We start from the raw sequence: 17,286 nt of genomic DNA, 5'->3' as shown, positions 1-17,286 counted from the left end.
CCACTACTACGCCAACGGCGCCGGTGCAGGGGGAACGGTGCAGTTCGATGGCCACAACTTCGCGCTGGACATCCAAGGCGGCAACAATCCGGAGTGGCCTGACATGACGGTGAACGACGACTACGACTACTCGCAGGTTTATGAGTACGGTTACTGATCAGCCATCGCACACGGCGCGGGAGCGCGACGTCATTCGTTTGTCCGACGCGGATTGGGCGATCCTTGTAGAGGTACAAACTCATTCTCCGCCTCCAAACGCAGAACTTCGCGAGGCGTTTGCGAGGTATGAATGGGCCATGGGTCGAGGCGCTCGCGCTACGCGCCAAGAATCGAGCCGAAGGACAAGCCCAAGATCGCACCAAAGGGAATGACTGCCGCACCCCTCAATGCGTCACCCGTCCCCGCATCGCCGCCGGATGCCCCGCCAGCCCGAAGCTCTTGCCCGTCGGCACCAGCGTATCGCCGTCCACCCGAAGAATCGTGATGTCCTGGTCGATGAAGTTGCCGACGTACAAGTACTTGCCGTCGGCGCTGAAGACCGCGCCCTCGGGCAGGCCGCGCACCTCGATCTCGTTGGTGCGGGTCACCTTCCTGCCGTCGATGCGCAGGCCGACCACCGAGCCGTTGCGGTTGTAGAAGTAGGCGTTCTTCGCCGAGTTGCTGCCGCGCAGCAGCACCGCCACGGCGAACTTGCCGGTGGGGCTCACGGCCAGGCCTTCGGGGCCATCGCCCACCACCACCTTGTCGATCACGCGCGGCGGGCGGACTTCGAGGTCGATCACGCTCACGGTGTCGATCTGGCCGTCCGATGCGCCCGAATTGCCGTTGTCGGCCGTGAGGGCGAGCCTGCCGTCGGGTGTCACGTCGACGTTGTAAGGCCAGAGGCCGGCGGCGAAGTCCAGCTTGCTGTAAGTGACCTTCTCGCCGTCGACATCGAGCATGGCGACCTTGTGGTTCGGAAACTTGGTCGCGATGGCGCGCCGGCCGTCGGGGGTGAAGCGCACGTGCGAGACCGATTCGCCCATCGCCACGTTCTCGATCAGCGTCACCTTCTGGCCCGCGATGCGCAGCACGCTCACCGAGTTGTCGGCGCGGTTGGCCACCAGCGCCAGCGTGCCGGCACGGTTGATCGACAGGCCCGACGGCTGCTTGCCGATGCGCAGCGTGTCGATCAGCTTCGGCGGCGTGGCCGTGAGGTCGATGACGAACAGGCGGTCGTCGGGCACCTGGCGCCGCACGCCGCCTTCCTCCACCACGTTCAACGAGTTGGCGACCAGCGCCAGCTTCTCGTCGGCCGTGATGGCGAGGTTGGTCGGCGGGCCGGCGATGGTGTTGTCGAGCGCCAGCGTGACCACGTTGCGCGGCGCGAGCGGGTCGGTGCCGATGTCGATCACCTGCACGGTGTCGCGGCCGTGCGGGGCGAGCTGCACGGCGCCGGCATCGCTCCACGACTGCTTCTCGTCGTTGGCCACCAGCAACAGCTGGCGTTGAGGCGGGGTGGGGGACATGCCGCTGCAGCCGGCAAGCATCGCGATCGTGGCAAGTGCGGGAAGCAGTCGGGCGCGCAGGCGCATGTGTTTCTCCTTTGTTGGGCAAGGCGCTGGCCGGGCGGGTGCCGGCGATCGGGGCCGCAGCCGTGGCAAGCCTCAAGGCCTGGCGTCGGGGCTCGCAGCGGCCATGGCCGCCGCCGTGTCGTAATACTCCATGAACTCGACGATCTGCCCGTCGCGCATGCGGATCACGTTGCAGATCGGCGTTTCGGAGAGTTTGCCGGTGCCCTTGTGCCGCCACTTGCAGTTGCCGACCAGCACGACATGCTCGCCCTGGGCGATGTATTCGTCGATGGTGTAGCTGATCATTGCCCAGGCCTTGGCGAGTTCGGCGAAGTAGAGCCGCACCTGTTCCTTCGACGAACAGACCTGGCATTGCTGGCCGGCGGCGGCGGCTCCCAGCGATCGCCAGACGACCGTGTCGGCGGTCATGTTCAACCAGTGCTCGGCAGTGGCGCCATTGCTGTCGCGCCAGCGCTCGAAGCCGTCACGAAGCAACTCGACGTTCTTTTGCTCTTGTGTGGCCATGCGCGTCTCCTCGTTGGTCGGTGGAAGCAAGGCGGATCGTCGAGACCTGCAGGCGAAGCGGCGATCGGTCGCGCATCTTGCCGAACTTCGATCGCAGCGGCAATCTGCCGTTGGACAGATGAGGGGAGGCTGCCTACGATTCCGCGAGGAGGAGGTCCGAACGAATGCAACCGCTCCGGGTTTGCTTCGACCGTTTCGAACTCGCCGAAGCCGAGGCGCGTCTGTCGCGCGACGGCCGGCCGGTCGCGCTCGCGCCCAAGGCCTTCGGCGTGCTGTGTGCACTCGTGCGGCGAGCGCCCGAGCTGGTGACCAAGGACCAGCTGCTCGACGAGGTTTGGGGCCATCTGCACGTGAGCGAGTCGGTGCTCAAGACCACCGTCAGCGACCTGCGCACGCAGCTGGGTTGCGATGCACGACAGCCGCGCTGCATCGAGACCGTTGCGCGACGCGGCTATCGCTTCATCGCGGCGCTGGCGCCGGTTGCGCCTGCCACGGTCACGTCGCCCACCACGGCCGGCACGCAGCCCGCTGCAGGCCCGGCTGACGCGGACGCCACCGCACCGTTGGTCGGCCGCGCCGAAGCGCTGCGCGAGCTGCATGCGGCGTGGTGTCGTGCCAGCGCGGGCCAGCGCCAGGTGTTCTGGATCGCCGGCGAGGCGGGCGTCGGCAAGACCACGCTCATCGACGGCTTCATGGCAAGCCTGAGCGGCGCAGCCTGCGCGCAGGGCCAGTGCGTCGAGCAGTTCGGCGCCGGCGAGCCCTACCTGCCCGTGCTCGAAGCCCTCGGCAGCGCCTGTCGCAACGACCCGGCGCTCGTCGCGTTGATGCGCAGTGTCGCGCCGACATGGCTGCTGCAGATGCCGTGGTTGTGCACCGATGCCGAGCGCGAGGCGCTGCGCCGCGATCTGGCCGGCAGCAGCCAGCACCGCATGCTGCGCGAGCTGGGTGAGCTGCTCGACCGCCACACCGAAACGCGCCCGCTGCTGCTGGTTACCGAAGACCTGCACTGGAGCGACGATGCGAGCCTGCGCCTGCTCGACCACATCGCGCGGCGCCGTGGGCCGGCGCGGCTGATGTGGCTGGCCAGCTTCCGGCTGGCCGAGGTGATCGCCGAGGACCATCCGCTCAAGGGCCTGCGCCACGAACTGCGCCTGCACCGCCTGTGCCACGAGATCGTGCTCGACCCCTTCTCCGAGCACGAGGTGGCCGACTACATCGAACGCCGCCTGCCCGGCGCCACGTTGCCGGAGGCGCTGGTGAAGCAGCTCCATGCCCACACCGACGGCCTGCCGCTCTTCGTGGTCAACGTCATCGACGACCTGGTCTCGCAAGATGCGCTCGGCGCCATGCCGGCGGCCGCGGCCCTACCCGTGCCGGAGGACCTGGCTGGCGTGATCGAGAAGCGCATCGAGCGCCTGCCCGCGGACCAGTGCCGCTTGCTCGAAGCCGCGAGCGTGTGCGGCGTCGAGTTCCGGACCGACACGCTGGCCGATGCGCTGGCGCGCGACCCCGCTTGGGTCGCCGGATGCTGCGAAGCGATCGTGCAGCGGCAGCAGTGGCTGGGCCGTCCTGCCGTCGCCCGACGGGCCGATGGCGTGGTCGAAGCGCGCCATGCGTTTCGCCACGCGCTCTACCGGCACGTGTTCTACCAGCGTGTCGGCGCGATCGCGCGGGCGCAGATGCATGGGCGCATCGCGGCGTCGATGGTGCGCGGCCGGGCCGCGGGCCTGGCGGTCGCCGCCGCGGAGCTGGCGACGCATTTCGAGCGCAGCCACGACGTGGTCGCGGCCCTGCGGCATTACGTCGATGCGGCCGAGAGCGCGCTGCAGCACTTCGCACCGACCGAGGCCATGAGCCTGACGGCGCACGCACTCACGCTGCTGCCGCAATGCGCCGACGCCAAGGAGCGCGACGAACTCGAGATGGCTCTGCTGGGCCCGCGCGGCGTGGCGGCGACGCAACTGATGGGCGTGACCGCGCCGCCCGTGGTCGCGGTCTACGAGCGCATCCAGGCGCTGTGCGGCCAGATACCGAGCCAGATCTCGCGCGCACTCGAGATGGGTCTGGGCTGGGTGATGTACGCCCGCGGCGATTACGCGGGTGCCCGGTCGCAGGCCGCGCGCGTCGAGGCCCTGGCGGCGGAGCGCGAAGACCCGGTGCTGGAGGCCGCGGCCTGCAACCTGCTCGGCGCCACGCAGTGCCTGCAGGGCGAGCTGGCCGCCGGGCTCGAGCGGCTGCAGCACGGCCTGGCGGTGTTCGCGCGCTTCGCCGAGCGCGTGTCCTATGTGCCCTTCGTGGTGGACCTGGGCGTGGCGATGCATGCCCGGCTCTCGGTGGCGCTGATGTTCGTCGGCCGCGTCGATCAGGCGCGGCTCGAGGCGCGCGCAGCCGAGGCGCGTGCGGCCGCGGTAGGGCAGCCCTTCGCCAAGATGCTGGCGATGGCTTTTGACGGCAGCCTCGAGATGCAGCTGGAGCGACCTGGGCGCGTGCTCGAGATCGCCGATGCGCTGCTCAAGGCCGCCGAGGACAACGCTTTTCCCGAAGGCGGGGTGCCGGGCCGCTGGATGCGCGGCTGGGCGCTGGCGCAGACCGGCGAGGTCGAGCAAGGCCACGCGCTGATGGTGGAAGCCTTCGCCATGCAGACGGCACGCGGCCGCGTCGGCGGCGGCAGCACCGCCATCCTGGGCCACGCCTCCGCGGCGCTGGTGCAGGCCGGTCGGCTGGCCGAGGCGCGCGTTCAGCTGGACGAGGCCTTCGACCTCGCACGCCGCATCGGCGAGACCACTTATCGGCCCGAGCTGCTGATGGTCGAGGCGCGGCTCGCGCTCGCGCATGGCGAGCGGGAGGCCGGCCTGGCGGCGATGCGCTCGGCGGCGCGCGAGGCGCTGGCGCAGCAATCGCTCTGGCTGGCGCTGACGGCGCAGGTCGCACTGTGCGAGCAGGCCGGCACCACCGCCGACGACCGCGATGCGCTGTCGCGGCTCTTCGCGACGCTGCAGGAAGGCCACGACACTGCGCTTGCCGGCCGGGCCCGCGCGCTGCTGGCGACTTGAAGGCGTTCGAAGCGACTTGAAGCGCCCGTAAGGCGCTGCCGAGTCGCCGCGTCCGGACCGAAGCCGGACCGAATCCAGACCGTTCCCGAACGACGCCGAGGCGTCGCGCGCCTACCTTCGAGGCACGTCCGGAACGGCTTTCAAGATGACCCTCGACCTCGCCCCCCACTACCCGAGCAGCCTGAGCTACGTGCTCAAGCTGCACCGCGATGCCGCGCCGGGCCGCGGCCAGATCTGCGGTCGGCTCGAGAACATCGCCTCCGGCCAGAGCTTTCGCTTCGCCAGCGTCGACGAGCTGCTGACCGGCCTGGCGCGCGATGCGGCAGGGGGCGATGCGCGGCGCGCAGGCGACCCGGACTGAGCGACCCCACCCGAACGACCCTACCCGAACGACCCCGCACCCCGCACCACGGAGATCCCATGTTCACCCGCTCCCTGCCACCCTCTGTACCGAACGCGCTCCGGCACCTGCCGATGCTCGCCTGCGCGCTCTCGCTCGTGGCCTGCGCCGGCCTGCCTTCGCGCGAAGCCGCACCCACGGTCAAATCGGCCGCCGACTATGCAAGCGCACAGTCGTTCGCAGCCGCACCCAGGCCCTGGCCGCAGGATGCCTGGTGGGGCGCCTACGGCGACCCGCAACTCGACGCGCTCATCGCCGAGGCCCTGCAGGGCGCGCCCTCCGTCGCGGTCGCCCAGTCCCGCCTGCGCCAGGCCCAGGCGCAGGCCGACACCACCGCCGCCGCCCGCGCGCCGCAGCTCACGGCCAACGGCTCGGTCAGCACCCAGAAGCAGAGCGAGAACTACCTGAGCCCGGCCTCCGCCACGCCTTCCGGCTGGCACGGCTACGGCCGGGCGACGCTCGACCTGTCGTGGGACCTGGACCTGTGGGGCCGCCAGCGCGCCGCACTGGCCGCGGCCGCGTCGGAGGCCGATGCCGCGAACGCCGACCTCGCCCAGGCCCGCCTGGTGCTCGCCACCGCCATCGCCTCGGCCTATGCCGAGCTGGCCCGCCAGCATGCGGCGCTCGACACCGCCCAGGCCGCGCTCGGCGTGCGCAGCCAGACGGCGACGCTGTTCGGCGAACGCTTCACGCACGGGCTGGAGATTCGCGGCAGCGTGCGCCAGGTCGACGCGCGCCGCGCCGCCGCCGAAGCCGACCTGCTGGCCATCGGCGAACAGATCGCGCTGCAGAAGAACCGCATCGCTGCGCTGATGGGCGCCGGCCCCGACCGCGGGCTCGGCATCGCGCGCCCCGCGGTCCGCCTCGACCAGCCCTTCGGCCTGCCGCCGCAGCTGTCGGCCGAGCTGCTGGGCCGCCGGCCCGACCTCGCCGCCGCGCGGCTGCGGGCCGAGGCGGCGGCCAGGCGCATCGACCAGGCCGAGGCCGCGTTCTATCCCAACGTGAACCTGGTCGCCTTCATCGGCGTGCAGTCGCTCGGGCTGGACATGCTCACGAAGAGCGGCTCGGGCATCGGCAGCTTCGGCCCTGCGATCTCGCTGCCGATCTTCGACGGCGGCCGGCTCCGCTCGCAGCTTCGCGGCGCCGATGCGGGCTACGCGCTGGCGGTAGCCGACTACGAACGCATCCTGGTCCAGGCGCTGCAGGAGGTGGCCGACGCCGCGGTGAGCCAGCGCGCCATCGGCGCCCAGCTCGACCGCACCGGCGCGGCGGTCGACGCGGCCCGCGAGGCCTGGCGCATCCAGAACGAGCGCTACCAGGGCGGTCTGTCGACCTACCTGGACGTGCTCAACGCCGAAGACACGCTGCTGGCCAACCTGCGCACGCAGAGCGACCTGCAGTCGCGCTCGTTCTCGCTCGACGTCGCGCTGGTCCGCGCGCTCGGCGGCGGCTACGACGCGGCCCATCCCTGAACACATCCCTCATCCACAGGAGTCCGAACATCATGTCCAAGAACGAAGCCGAGTTCCTCGAGGCCGTCGCCAAGACCGAGGTCGAGGCCGAAGCCGTGGCCGAAGCGCTTGTCGACCGTCAGAACGGCCTGCGCCGCAAACGGCTCTTCATCGCCCTGGGCGCCACCGTGCTGCTGGCCGGCAGCGCCTTCTGGGCCTACGAGCGCTTCTACGCCTCGCACTTCGTTTCCACCGACAACGCCTACACGGCAGCCGAGACCGCCCAGGTCACGCCGGCGGTCGGCGGCATCGTGCGCGAGGTGCTGGTGTCCGACACCCAGGCCGTGCGCAAGGACGAGGTGCTGGTGCAGCTCGACGACACCGACGCCCTGCTCGCGCTGGCGCAGGCCGAAGCCGAGCTCGGCCGCGCCGTGCGCCGCGTGCGCGGCTACGTGGCCAACGACGACAGCCTGGCCGCCCAGATAGCCGCCCGCGCCTCCGAGGAAAAGCGCGCCGCCGCGCAGGTGGCCGCCGCCCAGGCCGACTTCGAGCGGGCCGACGTCGACCTCAGGCGCCGTGCCGCGCTGGCCGGCTCCGGCTCGGTGTCGGGCGACGAGCTGACCAAGGCCCGCAACGCCTTCGAGAGCGCACGCGCCAACCTCACGGCGGCGCAGGCACAGGCGGCGCAGACGCGGGCCACGCACCAGGCGGCGGTCGGCTCGCGCGAAGCCAATGCCGTGCTGATCGCCGACACAACCGAGCAAGACAACCCCGAGGTCGCGCTGGCGCGAGCGCGCCGCGACCAGGCCTGGTTCAACCTCGACCGCACGGTGGTCCGTGCGCCCATCGACGGCGTGGTCGCGCGGCGCACGGTGCAGGTGGGCCAGCAGGTGCAGGCGGGCGCGGCGCTGTTGTCGGTGGTGCCGGTGGCGCATGTGCACGTGGACGCGAACTTCAAGGAAGTGCAGCTCGACCGCGTGCGCGTCGGCCAGGCGGTCGAGCTGAAGTCCGACCTTTACGGCAGCGCCGTCACCTACCACGGCCTGGTCGCCGGGCTCGCCGGCGGCACCGGCTCGAGCTTCGCCACCATTCCGGCGCAGAACGCCACGGGCAACTGGATCAAGGTGGTGCAGCGGGTGCCGGTGCGCGTGTGGCTGGACCCGAAGGAGCTGGCCGATCGGCCACTGCAGGTCGGGCTGTCGATGACCGCCACCATCGACACGCGCGGCACCGGCCGCTGAGAGGGCCAGCATGTCCGCGCCACCTTCCGGCCATCACGCCCAGCCGCTGCGGGGCGGCATGCTGTGGCTGGCCGCCATCGTGCTCGCCGCCGCCAACTTCATCGCGGTGCTCGACATGACCATCGCCAACGTGTCGGTGCCCAGCATCGCCGGCAGCCTGGGCATCAGCAGCAGCCAGGGCACCTGGGTCATCACCTCCTACGCGGTGGCCGAGGCCATCATCGTGCCGCTCACCGGCTGGCTGGCCGGGCGCTTCGGCGCGGTGCGGGTCTTCGCGAGCGCCATGGCGTTGTTCGGGCTCTTCTCGGCAGTGTGCGGTCTCTCGAACTCGCTCGGCATGCTGGTGACCGGACGCATCCTGCAGGGGCTGTCGGGCGGCTCGCTGATGCCGTTGTCGCAGACGCTGCTGCTGCGCATCTTCCCCAAGGAGAAGGCCGCGGCCGCCACTGCGCTGTGGGCCATGACCACGCTGGTGGCGCCCATCCTGGGCCCCATCCTCGGTGGCTGGCTGTGCGACCGCTATGCCTGGCCCGTGATCTTCTTCATCAACGTGCCGCTGGCGATGCTGTGCGCGCCGGTCGCCTGGCGCATGCTGCGGCGCTACGAGGAGGCGAGGGTGCGCGCACCCATCGACAAGGTGGGTTTGGCGATCCTGATCGTCTTCGTCACCGCGCTGCAACTGATGCTGGACCTGGGCAAGGAACACGACTGGTTCGCCTCGGCCGAAATCCGCTGGCTGGCCGCCGTCGCGGCGGTGGGCTTCTGCGCCTTCCTGATCTGGGAGCTGACCGAGCGCCATCCCATCGTCGACCTTCGCGTGTTCCGCCACCGCGGCTTCGCGGCCGCCGTGCTGACGCTGGGCCTGGGCTTCGGTGCCGTGTTCGGCGTCAATGTGCTCACGCCGCTCTGGCTGCAGAGCTACATGGGCTATACGGCGACCTGGGCCGGCCTCACCACCGCCTGGAGCGGCGTGCTCGCGGTGGCCGCGGCGCCGGTCGCCGGCATGCTGATCGCCAAGGTCGACCCGCGCAAGCTGATCTTCTTCGGCCTGCTGTGGCTGGCCGGCGTGACGGTGCTGCGCGCGGTCGCCACCACCGACATGACCTACTGGCAGATCGCCGTGCCGCTGATCGTCATGGGCTTCGGCCTGCCCTTCTTCTTCGTGCCGCTCACCGCGCTGGCGCTCGGCAGCGTGGAAGAACACGAAACCGCATCGGCCGCCGGCCTGCAGAACTTCCTGCGCACGCTGTCGGGCGCGGTCGCGACATCGCTCGTCACCACGGTCTGGGAGGACGAGACCGCCTACCGCCACGAGGAACTGGCCGGCTTCGTCGACCGCGGCGGCGAGACGGCCCGCGCGCTGGCCCAGTCGGGCCTGACGCCCGACGCGGTGCGCCAGACGCTCGACAACCTGGTGCAGGGGCAGGCGGTGATGCTGGCCACCAACCAGCTCATGCTGATGGTCGCGGTCGTGTTCGTCGTCTCGGCCTTCTTCATCTGGATGGCTAAGCGGCCCACGCGGACCATCGACGTGTCGCAGGCAGGCCACTGAACAGTGCTCTTTTTTGCACGCTTCGGCACGGTCATCGACGCAATCGGCCGAAGCGTGACTTTCGCCACTTCCACGCAGTGCTTCGCGCGGATTCAATGGAACCGGAGACACCATCATGATCACGGCCCTGCTTCATTCCTCCCGCCGCCTCTTGCGCCGCCCGCCGCAGCGGCGCCGGCGCATGGACGTCTTCGCGCAGGCGCATGGGCAGACCATGCTGATCGATTGCCAGCGCCACGGCAGCTGGTGGTCGGGCGTGGTGAAGATCCGCGAAGCGTCGACGGAACGCGTGGTGCACGTGTGCTGCGAACTGCGCAACTCGGCCGACGATGCGCTGGGCGATGCGGAGCAGGACGCGCAGCGGCTGTCGCTGATGTTCGTTCAGTAAACGCCGCCGCAGGCCCCTCGCGCTCTCGCTCGCGCTCAGCGCAGCAACGCCGACATCGCCGAGCAGCAGTTGAGCATGCGCACCGCGGCCTCCGTCGATGGGGCATCGAATCGCAACGCCGTCGCCTCGATGCGTTCGAAGGCCGGCCACTGGCAGAACAGGTCGGCCAGCGCGGGCGTCTGCGTGTGCAGCGTCACGGCGAGCGGCCGCGGCCACACCAGCGGCCGGGCCTGTGCCTGTGCCGCAAGGCCCGCCGCGACACCCTCGCGGATCGCGGCGCGGGACTGTGCCGGCGACAGTGAGATGCCGCTGGTCTGCCCCGTCGCACGCTTGGTCTGCACGAACACCGCATGCGGAAACAGCGGCTTCGTCTCGGCGACGAAGGCATCGTCGCCGCTGGCCATCAGCACCGGCACGCCGTATTCGCCGGCCAGCGCGCCGTAGAGCGCCGCCTCGCCGACCGGCTCGCCGCCGATGTCGATGTGGGCGAAGGCGAAGCTGTTGATCGTGTGCGCCAGGATGCCGTGGCCGCCCGCGCGGGCGTGGTAGCCGACCATGCACACGCCGGCCAGGCCCAGCTCCACGCCGGCCGCCATGCTCAGGTAGCGCGGCTTGCCCTGGATCACCTGGGCCCGTTCGTCGAGCAGGTCGGGCGGCATGTTGCGGAAGTCGCCGTGCGAGTCGTTCACCCAGACCTCGGTGGCGCCGCCGTCGAAGGCGCCGGCGATGGCGGCGTTGGCCTCTTCGGTCATCAGGCGGCGCGCGCGTTCGTACTCGGGGTTGCCGGCGCGCGTCTGCTGGGTGTGGAAGACGCCGGCCACGCCTTCGATGTCGACGGAGATCAGGATTTTCATGAGGCGAGTCGGTTCAGGAGCGCGCGCAGCGCGGGGCGCGCATGGCCGTTGCGCCCGGTGACGGCTTCCGCATGCCACATCGCATGCAGGATGGCTTGTTCGGTGCTGTCGGCCGCGGCCTGGAACAGCGGGTCGAGCAGGCCGTCGTGCAGCAGGGCGACGGCGGGCATCGGCGCGTCGCTGCGCTGCGGCACCGTGTAGGCCGTCGAGAAGGCGAGGGCGATGTCGCCGCTGCCATGGCCGAAGACCGAGCCCGTGCGCGCGAGCCCGGCGCCCGCGCGCAAGGCCAGGCGGCGCAGCTGCCGCGCGTCGAGCGGTGCATCGGTCGCGAGCAGCATGATGATCGAGCCTTTTTCCGCCTCGTCCTGCCGCGCTGCTTCGAGCTGCCGCCCGACCGGTCGGCCGGCGACGATCAACGAGGCGAGCTGCCCGAAATTGGCCAGCACCAGTGCGCCGACGGTGTGGGTGCCGGCACGGCGCGACGCGCTGCCGATGCCGCCCTTGAGCGAGAAGCAGGACATGCCGCGCCCGGCACCGGCCGCGCCCTGCGCCACGTCGCTGCCGGCCGCGGCGAAGGCCTGCAGGTAGTGCCGCTCCTCGACCGCCATGCGCTGGATGTCGTTGAGATAGCCGTCGTTGCATTCGAAGACCAGCGGGTTCACCGTCGGCAGGCTGCGGCCGCATTCCGGGTTGGCGGCGATGCACTGGCGGATCTGCGCCGCCGCCACGGCCGGCACCGAGAAGGTGTTGGTCAGCGCGATCGGCGTTTCGAGAAGGCCGAGCTCTTCGACCTGCACGAGGCCCACGCTCTTGCCGAAGCCGTTGAGCACCGCGAAGCCGGCGGGCACGCGCTGCTGGAAAGAGTCGCCCGCGTGAGGACGGATCACCGTCACGCCGGTCTGCACGTCGCCATCGTCGAGCGTCGCATGCCCGACCGTGACGCCGGCCACGTCGGTGATGGCGTCGAAGCTGCCAGAGGGCAGCGTACCGATGCGCGGGATCATGGCTACAGGCGATCGATCTTGGGGTCCAGGGCGTCGCGCAGGCCGTCGCCCAGCAGGTTGAAGGCCAGCACCGTGAAGAAGATCGCGAGCGACGGGAACAGCGCCACGTGCGGCGCGTTGACCATGTCGGCGCGCGCCTCGTTGAGCATCGCTCCCCATTCCGGCATCGGCGGCTGCGCGCCCATGCCCAGGAAGCTGAGGCTGGCCGCGGTGATGATCGAGGTGCCCAGCCGCATCGTGAAGTACACGACGATCGACGAGATGGTGCCCGGCAGGATGTGGCGCAGCAAGATCGTGCGGTCGCGCGCGCCGATGCTGCGCGTGGCCTCGATGTAGGTGAGGTTCTTCAGCGCCAGCGTGTTGCCGCGCACCAGCCGCGCGAAGGCCGGCACGCTGAAGACCGACACCGCCACCACCACGTTGGTCATGCTGCTGCCCAGGATGGCGACAACACCCAGCGCCAGCAGGATGCCGGGGAAGGCGAACAGCACGTCGGAAATGCGCATCACGATGCGGTCCCACCAGCCACCGTAGTAGCCGGCCAGCAGGCCCAGCACCGTGCCGACGATGGCGCCGATTACCACCGACAGGAAGCCCGCGGCCAGCGAGATGCGCGCGCCCATCAGGATGCGGCTGAAGATGTCGCGCCCGAGCGGGTCGACGCCGAACCAGTGGGCGGCCGATGGGCCGGTGTTGATCTTGTCGTAGTCGAAGAAGTTCTCGGCGTCGTAGGGCACGATCCACGGCGCGAGCACCGCCACCAGCACCAGCAGGAGCACGAAGACCAGCGCGCCCAGCGCCACGTGCTGCATGCGGAACTTGCGCCAGAACTCGGTCCACGGCGTGCGCACCCGGCCCGCGGCAACGGCGGCCGCCACGGCCGGCGCCTCACTGGTAGCGGATGGTGGGGTTGATATAGCCATAGAGCACGTCGACCACGAGGTTGATCAGGATGAATTCGAGCGAGAAGAGCAGCACCAGCGTCTGGATGATCGGGTAGTCGCGCATGTCGACCGCGTCGACCAGCAGGCGCCCGAGGCCGGGCCAGTTGAACACCGCCTCGACCACGATCGAACCGCCCAGCAGAAAGCCGAACTGCAGGCCCATCATCGTGACGACCGGGATCAGCGCGTTGCGCAGGCAGTGCTTGAACACCACCCATTTTTCCGACACGCCCTTGGCGCGCGCCGTGCGCACGAAGTCTTCGCCGATCACTTCGATGAACGAAGCGCGCGTGAAGCGCGCCATCACCGCGGCGACGGCCGCACCGAGCGTGATGGAAGGCAGGACGTAGTGCTTCCACGTGTCGGCGCCGACCGTGGGCAGCCAGCCGAGCTGCACCGAGAAGATCTGCATCAGCAGCATGCCCAGCGCGAAGGCCGGGAAGGAGATACCCGACACCGCGAGCGTCATGCCGATGCGGTCGGGCCACTGATTGCGGAACACCGCCGACGTGATGCCGATGCCCATCCCGAACACCACCGCCCAGGCCATGCTGGTCACGGTGAGTAGCAGCGTCGGCATGAAGCGCTCGGCGATCTCGGTCGACACCGGCCGCTTCGAGCGCAGCGAATGGCCGAAGTCGCCCTGCAGCATGTTGGTGAAGAAGTTCAGGAACTGCTGCGGCAGCGGCTTGTCGAGGCCCAGGTCGGCGCGCACCAGCGCCACCGTCTCGGGGCTGGCGTCCGGCCCGGCCGCCAGCCGCGCGGGGTCGCCCGGCAGCATGTGGACGAACAGGAACACCAGCACCGCGACGATGAGCAATGTCGGCAGCAGCCCCAGCAGCCGCTTGAGAACGTACTGCGTCATGACGATGCGCGGTGCGGGATCACTTTCAGGATCACTGTCAGGATCACTTCAGCTCGACTTCGTCGAAGTTGAAGCTGCCGTCCGGAATCACGTAGAAGCCCGTGAGGTTGCGCGCGCGCACCGACAGCAGCTGCTCCGTCACCAGGAAGGCCCAGGGCGCGTCCTTCCAGATGCGCTGCTGCGCGTCGGCGTAGATCTTGGCCTTGGCCGCGGGGTCGGTCGTCACCAGTGCCTTCTTGATGTCGGCATCGACTTCGTCGTTCTTGTAGTAGGCCGTGTTGAAGAGCCTGGGCGGGAACGATTCCGACGCCAGCAGCGGGCGCGTGGCCCAGTCGGCTTCACCGGTCGACGACGACCAGCCGACGTAGTACATGCGCACCGGCGCGGTGGCCGGGTCTTGCGCGCTCTCGACGCGCTCGACGCGCTGGCCGGCTTCGAGCGCCTGCACCTGCACCTTGATGCCGACCTGCGCCAGCTGCTGCTGCACGAACTGGATCACCTTCTGCGCCGTCGTGTGGTTGTAGGCCGACCACAGCGTGCTCTCGAAGCCGTTGGGGTAGCCGGCTTCCTTCAGCAGTTCCTTCGCCTTGGCCGGGTTGTACGGCCAGGGGCCGAGCTTGGTCGCGCCGTCGATGCCCTTGGGCAGCACGCCTTCGGCCGGAATGGCGTAGCCCGAGAACGCCACCTTGACCAGCGCTTCCTTGTTGATCGCGTAGTTGATGGCTTCGCGCACCTTCGGATTGTCGAAGGGCTTCTGCTGCACGTTCATCGAGATGTAGCGCTGGATGATCGACGGCGCGCTCGTCACCTCGAGGCTGGGCTTGCCCTTGAGCGTCTCGGCGGCTTCGGGCGGCATCGGGAAGGCGAAGTGCGCCTCGTTGGTCTGCATGACGGCCGAGCGCGTGTTGTTGTCGACCACCGGGCGCCAGGTGATGCTGTCGATCTTGGGGTAGCCCTTGCGCCAGTAGCCGTCGAACTTGGTGACCTTCAGGTAGTCGGTGGCCTTCCATTCGACGAACTTGAAGGGGCCGGTGCCGACCGGGTTCTGCGCGATGCCCTTGCTGCCGAACTTGGCCAGCGCGGCCGGCGAGATGATCACGGCCGACGGGTGCGCCAGGTTGTTGATGAAGGGCGAGAAGGGCTCGGTCAGCGTGAAGCGCACCGTGGTCGCGTCCACGGCCTCGGTCTTGGCGATGTTCTTGTAGAGGTTGTAGCGCTTGAGCTTGTTGTCGGCGTTGGTCACGCGGTCGAAGGTGGCCTTCACGGCCTCGGCGTTGAAAGGCGTGCCGTCGTGGAACTGCACGCCGGTGCGCAGCTTCACCGTGTAGACCAGGCCGTCCTTGCTCACCGTATGGCCGGTGGCCAGCACCGGCACCATCTTCATGTCCTTGTCGAAGCCGTAGAGCCCTTGATAGAAGGACTTGGCCACGGCCTGCGACAGCGTGTCGTTGGCGTCGTAGGGGTCGGTGGTGGTGAAGCCGGACTGCACGGCGACCACGATGTCCTTGGCGGCGTGCGCCGAGAGCGCGAAGCCGGCGAGGCCGGCGATGCCGAGCGCGGCGGCGATGCGGGAGAGGCGTTGCGTATTCATGTGTTTGCTCCTTGGGGGACGTTGAAATCGATCATTGAATGGGATGCTGCGCCACGAAGTGCCCCGGGCCCACCTCGACCAGCGGCCGCAGCGTGGGCTCGTAGCCGGCGGGATGGACCGGGCTCGGGATCTCGCCCTGCAGCAGCGGGCGGTCACGGTCGCGGCGTGCCGGGTCGGCCACCGGCACGGCGGCCATCAGCTTGCGCGTGTACGCATGCTGCGGGTTCTCGAAGATGGCGCGGCGCGGGCCGATCTCGACGATCTGGCCCAGGTACATCACCGCCACACGGTGGCTGATGCGCTCCACTACCGCCATGTCGTGCGAGATGAAGAGGAAGGCCACGCCCAGCTCGCGCTGCAGGTCGAGCATGAGGTTGACGATCTGCGCCTGGATCGACACGTCGAGTGCCGAAACAGACTCGTCCGCCACCACCACCTTGGGGTCGAGCGCGAGCGCCCGCGCGATGGCGATGCGCTGGCGCTGGCCGCCGGAGAACTCGTGCGGGTAGCGCTGTGCGTATTCGGCAGGCAGGCCCACCTTCTCGAGCAGCCAGCGCACGCGTTCCTGGGCCTTGGCGCCCTTGGCGATGCCGTGCACCAGCAGCGGCTCCATGATCGAGAAACCCACGGTGAGCCGCGGGTCCAGCGAGGCGAAGGGATCCTGAAAGATGAACTGGATGTCGCGCCGCAGCGCCTGCAGCTCGCCCGTGGGCAGCGCCAGCACGTTGCGGCCCTTGAACTCGATCTCGCCGCCCTGGCTGTCGACCAGGCGCAGCAGCGATCGGCCGGTGGTCGACTTGCCGCAGCCGGATTCGCCCACCAGCGCCAGCGTCTCGCCGGCATGCAGGTCGAAGCTGATGCCCTCGACCGCATGCACGCGGCGGGTGACGCGGCCGAACAAGCCGCTCTTCAGGTCGAAGCGCGTGACCAGGTTCTTCACGCGCAGGATCGGCGGGATGTCGCGGCGCACCGTGTCCTGCGGGCTGCGGTCCGACACGCTCACGCCGGCAGCATCGACCTGCAACAGCTCGAAGCGCGCAGGCAGATCGGTGCCGTGCATCGCGCCCAACTGCGGCACGGCCGACAGCAGGGCCCGCGTGTAGGGATGCTGCGGTGCCTTGAAGATCTGCTCCGCAGTGCCGGACTCGGCCTTGTCGCCGCGGTACATCACGAGCACCCGGTCGGCCACCTCGGCCACCACGCCCATGTCGTGCGTGATGAAGACCACCGCCATGTGCATCTCGGACTGCAGCTCGCGGATGAGCTGGAGGATCTGGGCCTGGATCGTCACGTCCAGCGCCGTGGTCGGCTCGTCGGCGATCAGCAGCGAGGGCCGGCACGACAGCGCCATCGCGATCATCACGCGCTGCCGCATGCCGCCCGACAGCTGGTGCGGGTAGCGAGCGAGCACGCTGCGCGCTTCGGGAATGCGCACCAGCTCCAGCATGCGCAGCGCCTCGGCGCTGGCGGCGGCGCGGTCCTTGTGCTGGTGGATGGCGATGGCCTCGGCGATCTGGTCGCCGGCCGTGAACACCGGGTTCAGCGACGTCATCGGCTCCTGGAAGATCATCGCGATGTCCGCGCCGCGGATGCCGCGCATCGTCGAGTCGGAGGCCTTCGCGAGGTCGAGCACGCGGCCGTCGCGGCGCCGGAAGGCCAGGTGCCCGCCGATGATGCGGCCGCCGCCGTATTCCACCAGCCGCATCAGGGCGAGCGACGTGACGGACTTGCCCGAGCCCGATTCGCCGACGATCGCGAGCGTTTCGCCGCGGTCGACGTGGAAGGACAGGTTGCGCACCGCATCCACGGTGCGCTCCGACGTGGCGAAGCGAACGGTGAGGCCGTCGACCTGCAGCACGCGCCCG

The 17,286-nt window shown here is 69.6% G+C and carries 15 protein-coding genes; 7 read left to right on the top strand and 8 right to left on the bottom strand.

Annotated elements, in window-relative coordinates; all coding sequences use genetic code 11:
• The first annotated feature begins 140 nt into the window (after nt 1–140).
• Entirely contained in the window at nt 141–371 is a 231-nt protein-coding gene (locus B0W80_RS36555) for a DUF1778 domain-containing protein (RefSeq protein WP_373039299.1), read from the top strand.
• A gap of 12 nt (nt 372–383) precedes the next feature.
• On the opposite strand, the gene B0W80_RS31285 is transcribed toward B0W80_RS36555, so the two are convergent.
• A complete protein-coding gene (locus B0W80_RS31285) occupies nt 384–1,574 on the bottom strand; it encodes a YncE family protein (protein ID WP_077003051.1) in 1,191 nt (396 codons plus the stop codon).
• A gap of 72 nt (nt 1,575–1,646) precedes the next feature.
• Nucleotides 1,647–2,078, bottom strand: a complete 432-nt coding sequence (locus B0W80_RS31280) for a nuclear transport factor 2 family protein (protein ID WP_077003050.1) — start codon at nt 2,076–2,078, stop codon at nt 1,647–1,649.
• 164 nt (nt 2,079–2,242) lie between these two features.
• On the opposite strand from B0W80_RS31280, the gene B0W80_RS31275 reads away from it, so the two are divergent.
• From B0W80_RS31275 to B0W80_RS31250, 6 genes are all read left to right on the top strand, one after another.
• On the top strand, nt 2,243–5,131 hold the full coding sequence (locus tag B0W80_RS31275; protein ID WP_077003049.1) for an AAA family ATPase: 2,889 nt from the start codon (nt 2,243–2,245) through the stop codon (nt 5,129–5,131).
• 145 nt (nt 5,132–5,276) lie between these two features.
• Nucleotides 5,277–5,492, top strand: a complete 216-nt coding sequence (locus B0W80_RS31270) for a hypothetical protein (RefSeq protein WP_077003048.1) — start codon at nt 5,277–5,279, stop codon at nt 5,490–5,492.
• A 59-nt stretch (nt 5,493–5,551) separates the two neighbouring features.
• Nucleotides 5,552–7,003 (top strand): efflux transporter outer membrane subunit, encoded by a 1,452-nt coding sequence (locus B0W80_RS31265; protein ID WP_077003047.1) that lies wholly within the window; start codon nt 5,552–5,554, stop codon nt 7,001–7,003.
• Nucleotides 7,004–7,035: 32 nt separating this feature from the next.
• Nucleotides 7,036–8,223 (top strand): HlyD family efflux transporter periplasmic adaptor subunit, encoded by a 1,188-nt coding sequence (locus B0W80_RS31260; protein ID WP_083745751.1) that lies wholly within the window; start codon nt 7,036–7,038, stop codon nt 8,221–8,223.
• A gap of 10 nt (nt 8,224–8,233) precedes the next feature.
• Nucleotides 8,234–9,775, top strand: coding sequence for a DHA2 family efflux MFS transporter permease subunit (locus B0W80_RS31255; RefSeq protein ID WP_077003046.1), 1,542 nt, complete (start codon nt 8,234–8,236; stop codon nt 9,773–9,775).
• A 115-nt stretch (nt 9,776–9,890) separates the two neighbouring features.
• Nucleotides 9,891–10,163: a hypothetical protein gene (locus B0W80_RS31250; protein WP_077003045.1), complete on the top strand. Its 273-nt coding sequence runs from the start codon at nt 9,891–9,893 to the stop codon at nt 10,161–10,163.
• A gap of 35 nt (nt 10,164–10,198) precedes the next feature.
• On the opposite strand, the gene B0W80_RS31245 is transcribed toward B0W80_RS31250, so the two are convergent.
• Genes B0W80_RS31245 through B0W80_RS31220 form a run of 6 tightly spaced genes read right to left on the bottom strand, consistent with a single transcriptional unit; the run spans nt 10,199 to nt 17,279 of the window.
• Nucleotides 10,199–11,017, bottom strand: a complete 819-nt coding sequence (locus B0W80_RS31245; RefSeq protein WP_077003044.1) for a M55 family metallopeptidase — start codon at nt 11,015–11,017, stop codon at nt 10,199–10,201.
• Nucleotides 11,014–12,021: a P1 family peptidase gene (locus B0W80_RS31240; protein ID WP_077003043.1), complete on the bottom strand. Its 1,008-nt coding sequence runs from the start codon at nt 12,019–12,021 to the stop codon at nt 11,014–11,016. Before B0W80_RS31240 ends, B0W80_RS31245 begins: the two co-directional genes overlap by 4 nt.
• A 2-nt stretch (nt 12,022–12,023) precedes the next feature.
• Nucleotides 12,024–12,944, bottom strand: coding sequence for a glutathione ABC transporter permease GsiD (gene gsiD, locus B0W80_RS31235; protein ID WP_077003042.1), 921 nt, complete (start codon nt 12,942–12,944; stop codon nt 12,024–12,026).
• Entirely contained in the window at nt 12,910–13,830 is a 921-nt protein-coding gene (gene gsiC, locus B0W80_RS31230; RefSeq protein ID WP_077003041.1) for a glutathione ABC transporter permease GsiC, read from the bottom strand. Before gsiC ends, gsiD begins: the two co-directional genes overlap by 35 nt.
• Before the next feature lie 43 nt (nt 13,831–13,873).
• Nucleotides 13,874–15,421 (bottom strand): glutathione ABC transporter substrate-binding protein GsiB, encoded by a 1,548-nt coding sequence (gene gsiB, locus B0W80_RS31225; protein ID WP_077003040.1) that lies wholly within the window; start codon nt 15,419–15,421, stop codon nt 13,874–13,876.
• 31 nt (nt 15,422–15,452) lie between these two features.
• Complete coding sequence (locus tag B0W80_RS31220) at nt 15,453–17,279, bottom strand: dipeptide ABC transporter ATP-binding protein (RefSeq protein ID WP_083745752.1); 1,827 nt, start codon at nt 17,277–17,279, stop codon at nt 15,453–15,455.
• Between the last annotated feature and the right edge of the window lie 7 nt (nt 17,280–17,286).

Source organism: Variovorax sp. KK3 (assembly GCF_001984055.1).
GTDB lineage: Bacteria > Pseudomonadota > Gammaproteobacteria > Burkholderiales > Burkholderiaceae_C > Variovorax.
The sequence above is the reverse complement of the archived record's forward strand: the minus strand, read 5'-3'. Positions and strand labels throughout refer to the sequence as shown.

What these genes read in the sequence shown, in the direction of transcription:
- gsiB (WP_077003040.1), bottom strand. Translation starts at nt 15,421, where the DNA reads ATGAATACGCAACGCCTCTCCCGCATCGCCGCCGCGCTCGGCATCGCC.
- B0W80_RS31285 (WP_077003051.1), bottom strand. Translation starts at nt 1,574, where the DNA reads ATGCGCCTGCGCGCCCGACTGCTTCCCGCACTTGCCACGATCGCGATG.
- gsiD (WP_077003042.1), bottom strand. Translation starts at nt 12,944, where the DNA reads ATGGCTATATCAACCCCACCATCCGCTACCAGTGAGGCGCCGGCCGTG.
- B0W80_RS31240 (WP_077003043.1), bottom strand. Translation starts at nt 12,021, where the DNA reads ATGATCCCGCGCATCGGTACGCTGCCCTCTGGCAGCTTCGACGCCATC.
- B0W80_RS31250 (WP_077003045.1), top strand. Translation starts at nt 9,891, where the DNA reads ATGATCACGGCCCTGCTTCATTCCTCCCGCCGCCTCTTGCGCCGCCCG.
- B0W80_RS31260 (WP_083745751.1), top strand. Translation starts at nt 7,036, where the DNA reads ATGTCCAAGAACGAAGCCGAGTTCCTCGAGGCCGTCGCCAAGACCGAG.
- B0W80_RS31275 (WP_077003049.1), top strand. Translation starts at nt 2,243, where the DNA reads ATGCAACCGCTCCGGGTTTGCTTCGACCGTTTCGAACTCGCCGAAGCC.
- B0W80_RS31280 (WP_077003050.1), bottom strand. Translation starts at nt 2,078, where the DNA reads ATGGCCACACAAGAGCAAAAGAACGTCGAGTTGCTTCGTGACGGCTTC.
- B0W80_RS36555 (WP_373039299.1), top strand. Translation starts at nt 141, where the DNA reads ATGAGTACGGTTACTGATCAGCCATCGCACACGGCGCGGGAGCGCGAC.
- B0W80_RS31255 (WP_077003046.1), top strand. Translation starts at nt 8,234, where the DNA reads ATGTCCGCGCCACCTTCCGGCCATCACGCCCAGCCGCTGCGGGGCGGC.
- gsiC (WP_077003041.1), bottom strand. Translation starts at nt 13,830, where the DNA reads ATGACGCAGTACGTTCTCAAGCGGCTGCTGGGGCTGCTGCCGACATTG.
- B0W80_RS31270 (WP_077003048.1), top strand. Translation starts at nt 5,277, where the DNA reads ATGACCCTCGACCTCGCCCCCCACTACCCGAGCAGCCTGAGCTACGTG.
- B0W80_RS31245 (WP_077003044.1), bottom strand. Translation starts at nt 11,017, where the DNA reads ATGAAAATCCTGATCTCCGTCGACATCGAAGGCGTGGCCGGCGTCTTC.
- B0W80_RS31265 (WP_077003047.1), top strand. Translation starts at nt 5,552, where the DNA reads ATGTTCACCCGCTCCCTGCCACCCTCTGTACCGAACGCGCTCCGGCAC.